At 64.6% G+C, this 5513-nt stretch carries 8 protein-coding genes; 3 read left to right on the plus strand and 5 right to left on the minus strand.

Annotated elements, in window-relative coordinates; all coding sequences use genetic code 11:
* Positions 1-180: 180 nt before the first annotated feature.
* The gene (locus BVE01S_RS16950) at positions 181-336 is read right to left on the minus strand and encodes a hypothetical protein (protein WP_157076499.1); all 156 of its coding nucleotides are present in this window, start codon (positions 334-336) and stop codon (positions 181-183) included.
* A 58-nt stretch (positions 337-394) separates the two neighbouring features.
* Positions 395-1042, minus strand: a complete 648-nt coding sequence (udk, locus tag BVE01S_RS16340) for a uridine kinase (protein WP_039247924.1) — start codon at positions 1040-1042, stop codon at positions 395-397.
* Between the two features lie 158 nt (positions 1043-1200).
* On the opposite strand from udk, the gene BVE01S_RS16345 reads away from it, so the two are divergent.
* Both BVE01S_RS16345 and BVE01S_RS16350 read left to right on the plus strand, forming a co-directional pair.
* A complete protein-coding gene (locus tag BVE01S_RS16345) occupies positions 1201-2829 on the plus strand; it encodes a long-chain-fatty-acid--CoA ligase (protein ID WP_066629899.1) in 1629 nt (542 codons plus the stop codon).
* A 19-nt stretch (positions 2830-2848) separates the two neighbouring features.
* Positions 2849-3517 carry a DUF1499 domain-containing protein gene (locus tag BVE01S_RS16350; RefSeq protein ID WP_066629901.1) on the plus strand — a complete coding sequence of 223 codons (669 nt, stop codon included), beginning with the start codon at positions 2849-2851 and terminating at the stop codon, positions 3515-3517.
* On the opposite strand, the gene BVE01S_RS16355 is transcribed toward BVE01S_RS16350, so the two are convergent.
* Positions 3514-4416 carry an MBL fold metallo-hydrolase gene (locus tag BVE01S_RS16355; protein ID WP_066629903.1) on the minus strand — a complete coding sequence of 301 codons (903 nt, stop codon included), beginning with the start codon at positions 4414-4416 and terminating at the stop codon, positions 3514-3516. The two genes, BVE01S_RS16350 and BVE01S_RS16355, sit on opposite strands and share 4 nt — an antisense overlap.
* Positions 4417-4482: 66 nt before the next feature.
* Here BVE01S_RS16355 and BVE01S_RS17085 point away from each other — a divergent pair, with 66 nt between their 5' ends.
* Positions 4483-4629, plus strand: a complete 147-nt coding sequence (locus tag BVE01S_RS17085) for a hypothetical protein (protein WP_167544816.1) — start codon at positions 4483-4485, stop codon at positions 4627-4629.
* 4 nt (positions 4630-4633) lie between these two features.
* Here BVE01S_RS17085 and BVE01S_RS16955 read toward each other — a convergent pair whose 3' ends face one another.
* Together BVE01S_RS16955 and BVE01S_RS17185 are read right to left on the minus strand one after the other, a co-directional pair.
* The gene (locus BVE01S_RS16955; protein ID WP_146112050.1) at positions 4634-5242 is read right to left on the minus strand and encodes a hypothetical protein; all 609 of its coding nucleotides are present in this window, start codon (positions 5240-5242) and stop codon (positions 4634-4636) included.
* A 75-nt stretch (positions 5243-5317) separates the two neighbouring features.
* A partial coding sequence (locus BVE01S_RS17185; protein ID WP_218015945.1) for a hypothetical protein occupies positions 5318-5513 on the minus strand: 196 nt, incomplete at its 5' end.

The raw sequence follows: 5513 nt of genomic DNA on the forward strand, positions 1-5513 counted from the left end.
CCTTCCGCGCGGAGCGTCCATCCTTCGTCGAAACGGTAACACTACAAATCAACTCCGGGCGAAGGCCCGGCGCTCCGCCCAGCCCTCCAGACTTCGCTGCGACCGCGCGAAGCCGATAACCCGTGTCCGGAGACCCGCATGGCCCGCCCCAAACCTCGCCGTCCCAAACCCGGTCGCGGCCTACCACCGCCCTACAGACAGACGCCCAAGGAAGAGGCCGAGGATGACCGTCTTCGCGCCCTGCTGGAACTCGAATACATCCGGCTGGACGCCATCTTGGTTGAGAAGCAGGCCGAAGCCGCCGAACGGGCGCGCATCAGAGCGATGAATGGTCATCCGCCCGCTGAGCCGGTCGCGCTTCGCCCCGCCGAATTTCGGGTCGGAGATGTCTTCGCTAGTCGTCCAGCAGGGCCTGCAGCAGCGGATGCGCCAGGACCGGCGCAGCCAAACGCACCACGGCCTGGGGATCTTCTAGACGCACGGCCGCCGTCGCGTCGGCGACGATGAAGTCGGCGTGGGTGCGCGACGGTTCGGTCAGGCGCTCGTGACCCGGACGCACCGTCGCCAGATATTGCGCCACGACCGAATCCGCCGACCGTCCCCGCTCGGCTTGGTCGCGCAGCAGCCGGCGGATGAAGCGGATGTCGGCCGGCGTGTCCACGAAGACGCGAATGTCGAACAGGGCGGTCAGGTCGGGGGTGCACAGAACATGCGTGCCCTCGACGATCACCACCTCGGCCGCCGGGATCGGCTCGCCGCCCGGCTCGCGGCCGTGATGGATGAAGGAATAGACCGGCGCCGTCACCGCGCGCCCGGCCTTTAATGCCTTCAGGTCCGCGATCATCAGGTCGTGATCGCGCGCCGTCACATCGTCAAAGTCGAAGGTCGCGGCGTCGAAGCCGGGCAGGGAGGCTGCGTCCTTATAATAGCTGTCCTCGCGCACCAGCACGGCCGACCCTTCCGGCAGGGCCGAGACCAACGCCTCCGCTAGGGTGCTTTTGCCGGAGCCGGAGCCCCCCGTGATCGCGATCAATATGGTCATGGGCGGCCTTCTAGAGCGGTCGCGCCGCCAACGCCACGGGGGACGATCCGCCGCGCCGTGGCTGACGCTACGTCACGTTGCTTATCGCCGATCACCGATGTTAGCGTCGGCTCAAGCGTCGCATCAAAGCAGACGCATCCAAGGGACAAGGATACGACATGCTGGGCTTGATGCAGGACTGGCCGCTGACGGTCGACAAGATCATCGACCACGCCAAAAACTGGCATGGCGAGCGCGAAGTGGTGACGCGCTCGGTCGAAGGGCCCATCGTTCGCACGACCTACGCCCAGATCCACGACCGGGCCAAACGCGTGTCCAGCGCACTGAAGGACTGGGGCATCCAGCCGGGTGACCGCGTCGCCACCCTGGCCTGGAACACCGCCAACCATATCGAGGCCTGGTATGGCATCATGGGCATCGGCGGGGTGTGCCATACCCTGAACCCGCGCCTGTTCCCCGAACAGCTCGTCTACATCATCAATCACGCCGAAGACCGGATCATCTTCGTCGACCTGACCTTCGTGCCGCTGCTGGAAGCGATCCTGCCGCATATCCCCAAGGTCGAGCGCGTCGTCATTATGACCGACGCCGCCCACATGCCGCAGACGAAGCTGCCCAAGGCCGTCGCCTATGAGGACGCGATCGCCGGTCAGTCGACCGACGTCGTCTGGGGCGACTTCGACGAACAGACGGCCTGCGGCCTCTGCTACACCTCCGGCACCACGGGCAATCCGAAGGGGGTGCTGTATTCGCACCGCTCCAACTTCCTGCACACCTTCATGGGTCTTCAGGCCACGGTGATGGGCGCCACGCCCAAGGAAGTGATCCTGCCGGTCGTGCCGATGTTCCACGCCAACGCCTGGGGCATCGCCTTCGCCGGTCCCGCCGCCGGCACCAAGCTGGTGATGCCGGGCGCCAAGATGGACGGTCAGTCGATCTATGAGCTGATCGAACAGGAGGGCGTCACCTTCTCGGCCGCCGTGCCGACCGTCTGGCAGGGTCTGTTCGCCCACATGAAACAGAACGGTCTGGGCTTCTCGACCCTGAAGCGCGTGCTGATCGGCGGCTCGGCCTGTCCCGAAAGCCTGATCCGCGGCTTCCAGGACGATTTCGGCGTCGAGGTGACCCACGCCTGGGGCATGACCGAGACCTCGCCCATCGGCACGATCGCCAACCTGCCGCCCGAAATCCTGAAGCTCTCCTACGACGAGCAGATGAAATACCGCCTGAAGCAGGGCGTGCCGCCGCTGGGCGTCGAGCTGAAGCTGAAGGACGAGGCGGGCGCCGAACTGCCGCACGACGGGGCGACCTTCGGTCGTCTGATGGTCAAGGGACCGACGATCAGCCGCGCCTACTTCAAGGAAGACGGCTCTATTCTGGACGACGAAGGCTTCTTCGACACCGGCGATGTGGCCACGGTCGACGACCTGGGCTTCATGCAGATCACCGACCGCGCCAAGGACGTCATCAAGTCCGGCGGCGAGTGGATAAGCTCCATCGAGATCGAGAACATCGCCGTGGGTCACCCCAAGGTCGAGATCGCCGCCGTCATCGGCGCGGCCCACCCCAAATGGGACGAGCGGCCCGTGCTGATCCTGAAGCTCAAGCCCGACGAGACGCTGGACAAGCAGGAGCATCTGGACTTCCTGACCGGCAAGATCGCCAAATGGTGGATGCCCGACGATGTGGTCGCCGTGGACGACATTCCGCTGGGCGCGACCGGCAAGATCGACAAGAAGCTTCTGCGCGACCGGATGAAGGACTATCGTCTGCCGACCGCTGCCTAACCCTAGAACCGGACCCTGAATGCCGACCAGAAAGCCCGTACCCGCCATTCTGCCCTGGCTGACGGCGCTGGCGGCGGCGCCCTTTGTGCTGGTCGTGGCGGCCGTTACGGCGACGCGGTTCGGCGGGCTCGATCTTGTGATCGGCTATGACCTGCTGACCTGGACCGTGGCGCGCCTCCTGGCCTGGGTCGGTCTGGCGGCGGCTCTCGTGGCGGCGGTGCTGGCGCTGCGCGACCTGAAGGGCAGGGGTCTTTATGCGCTGGCGGCGCTGACCTTGGCGGGTGCCACGGTCGGCGGCTTTGTCTGGCGTCAGGGCCAGGATGCGACGCCCCATCCGCGTGACGTCAGCACCAATCTTGACGAGCCGCCGGGCCTGCCGCGCGCCGCCGGCGTGCGCAGCGGCGCGCCGCAGACCTGTGACGGTGTGGACGCCATCCCGACCCAGGTCCTGGCCCAGCAGGCGACCTCGGCGCTGGTCGACGCCGGCTTCGTCGTCACCCGCGCCACAACCTTCCAGGTCGAAGCCGTGCACGCCGGCGCCTGGTTCGGCTTCGCCACCGACGCGGTCGTTCGCATCCGCCCCGGCCGCACCGACATCCGCGTCGCCGCACGCGGCAGCCGTCCCGACGGCGGCGCCACCTGCCGCCTCGCCGCGAAAATCACTCGAAACCTGGAAGCGGGACGCTAAGCCAGCCGGAACTGCGCCGACAGGCCGGGCGCCTCATCGCTGGTCGCCGCGCCGTCCTCGACCAGCTTGATCAGATGCGCCAGCACCGACAGCGAAGCGGCCGGCCACAGCCGCTGATCGACGGCGGCGTACAGAACCGGGACCATCTCCGCGATCGTGCGATCCCCCGCCGCCAGCCGCTGAAGAACTTGCGCCTCCCGCTCCAGTCGATGCGCGCGATAGGCCTCAAGAAACGGCCGCACCTGCGTCACCGGCGCTCCGTGCGTCGGCCACAACACGTCGAAGTCGCGTTCGATCACTGCGTCCAGACTGGCCATATACTGGCGCATGTTCCCATCCGGCGGCGCCACGACCGTCGTCGACCAGCCCATGACATGGTCGCCGCAAAACAGGGCGTTCTCCTCGCGCAGGACGAAGGCCATGTGATTTGACGCATGACCGGGCGTGAACATCGCCTCGATCGTCCAGCCGTCGCCTTCGATGACCTCGCCGCCCGTCAGCACCACATCGGGCGCGAAGTCCGCATCCTCATCCTCGTCAAGCGCACCCGACGCATGCGTTTCCCGCATCGGAGGCCGGGCCGCCCAAATCCGTGCTCCGGTCGCCTCGGCGAACGGCCGGGCCAGAGGCGCATGATCCCGATGCGTATGCGTCACCAGCACATGGCTGACCCGCCGCCCCTCGACCGCCGCCATCAGCGCCGCCATATGCGCATGATCCAGCGGCCCCGGATCGATCACCGCGATTTCGGCCCCTTGGTCAGGTCGGCCGACGATATAGGTCCCCGTCCCGGTGAAGGTGAAAGGCCCCGGATTGTCTGCAATCACCCGCTGGATCAACGGCGACAACTGATCGCACCGCCCATAGGCGAAATCGAACGTCCTCACGAACGGGATCATCGCGATCCCAGCGTTTGGCGCAGAGCTTGCGTTAACGTCTCGGTAATCATGCCTGGAGCGCCCACAATGGCCCGTTCGATCGCCAACGCTGTATCAAATCGGCTTCCGTTCGTCGCGGCGGCGATCCTATGTCTCGCCGCGGTGCAACTGATCGCCGCCTCCTGCACGCCGGAGCCCGCGCCCTATGCGGCGCGGGTGATGATCGAGCGATAAGCGTTTACTGACGACGGACGCGGACTGCACGGCTGCGGTCCAGTGTCATCATGTAACTGCCGAGCGCGGCCCGCCGTACACGCACATCGGCGCCTGCACGATTGGAAAATCTTACTGGCCCAGAATCGACCTGACGCCATTCTGAACCATCTGCAAGCCGAAAAACCCACTTTCCATCGACCATTGCGGTCGCGGAAGTCAAAGATGTTTCGATTGCTTCCACTTCAGGTTCGGGATCGCCGCTTAGTCTGCCTGCGAATGGGTTTGTAAGTTGGAAGCCAAATAGCTGTCGATTTGCGTCTCGCACCTGCGCGCGATCCATCACCACGATGTCACCAGTCTGTTCCGCAGAATCCAAGAGCGCCACGGCCCGGTCGTAACAGCTCAATCGAGCCGTGTCGTTCGGGATTGCCCGGCAAGCCGCGACGTCCGTAAACGCCGATGCTCGATCTGGTTGAGTTTGCGCATGGGCTACAGATGAAGGGCTGAAAGCCATAAAGCTAGCGGTCGCGGCAACTACGGAGAACCCTCCAACGCGCATTTTTCGACCCTTTAAAGGGACTGTCAGTGGAATGTATTGAATAAAGCGGCCGTAGTAGTGAGCCAATGTCATTGTGAGTCGATGCCTGTAAATGGCGTGGCGATTTTGCGACAGTTGTGGCGCAATGGTGTTGCGCTAGTGTAATTGTCATGGCGGCACGAAAGAAGCCACGTCATTCTCATTGAGTCTGCACCATGCTGCAAATTGCGTGGCGGCAGAAAGCAATCTTTTGGCGATGGGAGTCGCCGAATGTCGGACAAAACCTCGGAAGGGTAAATAACGTGAGATCTCAGAATCAGCGCAGGCGTTTGCTGGAATCCACCATGATTGCGGGGTTCGCCAT

Origin of the sequence: Brevundimonas vesicularis NBRC 12165 (assembly GCF_001592205.1) — a bacterium.
GTDB classification, from domain to species: Bacteria; Pseudomonadota; Alphaproteobacteria; order Caulobacterales; family Caulobacteraceae; genus Brevundimonas; species Brevundimonas vesicularis.

What these genes read in the sequence shown, in the direction of transcription:
- BVE01S_RS16950 (WP_157076499.1), bottom strand. Translation starts at nt 336, where the DNA reads ATGACCATTCATCGCTCTGATGCGCGCCCGTTCGGCGGCTTCGGCCTG.
- BVE01S_RS17085 (WP_167544816.1), top strand. Translation starts at nt 4,483, where the DNA reads ATGGCCCGTTCGATCGCCAACGCTGTATCAAATCGGCTTCCGTTCGTC.
- BVE01S_RS16345 (WP_066629899.1), top strand. Translation starts at nt 1,201, where the DNA reads ATGCTGGGCTTGATGCAGGACTGGCCGCTGACGGTCGACAAGATCATC.
- BVE01S_RS16955 (WP_146112050.1), bottom strand. Translation starts at nt 5,242, where the DNA reads ATGACATTGGCTCACTACTACGGCCGCTTTATTCAATACATTCCACTG.
- udk (WP_039247924.1), bottom strand. Translation starts at nt 1,042, where the DNA reads ATGACCATATTGATCGCGATCACGGGGGGCTCCGGCTCCGGCAAAAGC.
- BVE01S_RS16355 (WP_066629903.1), bottom strand. Translation starts at nt 4,416, where the DNA reads ATGATCCCGTTCGTGAGGACGTTCGATTTCGCCTATGGGCGGTGCGAT.
- BVE01S_RS16350 (WP_066629901.1), top strand. Translation starts at nt 2,849, where the DNA reads ATGCCGACCAGAAAGCCCGTACCCGCCATTCTGCCCTGGCTGACGGCG.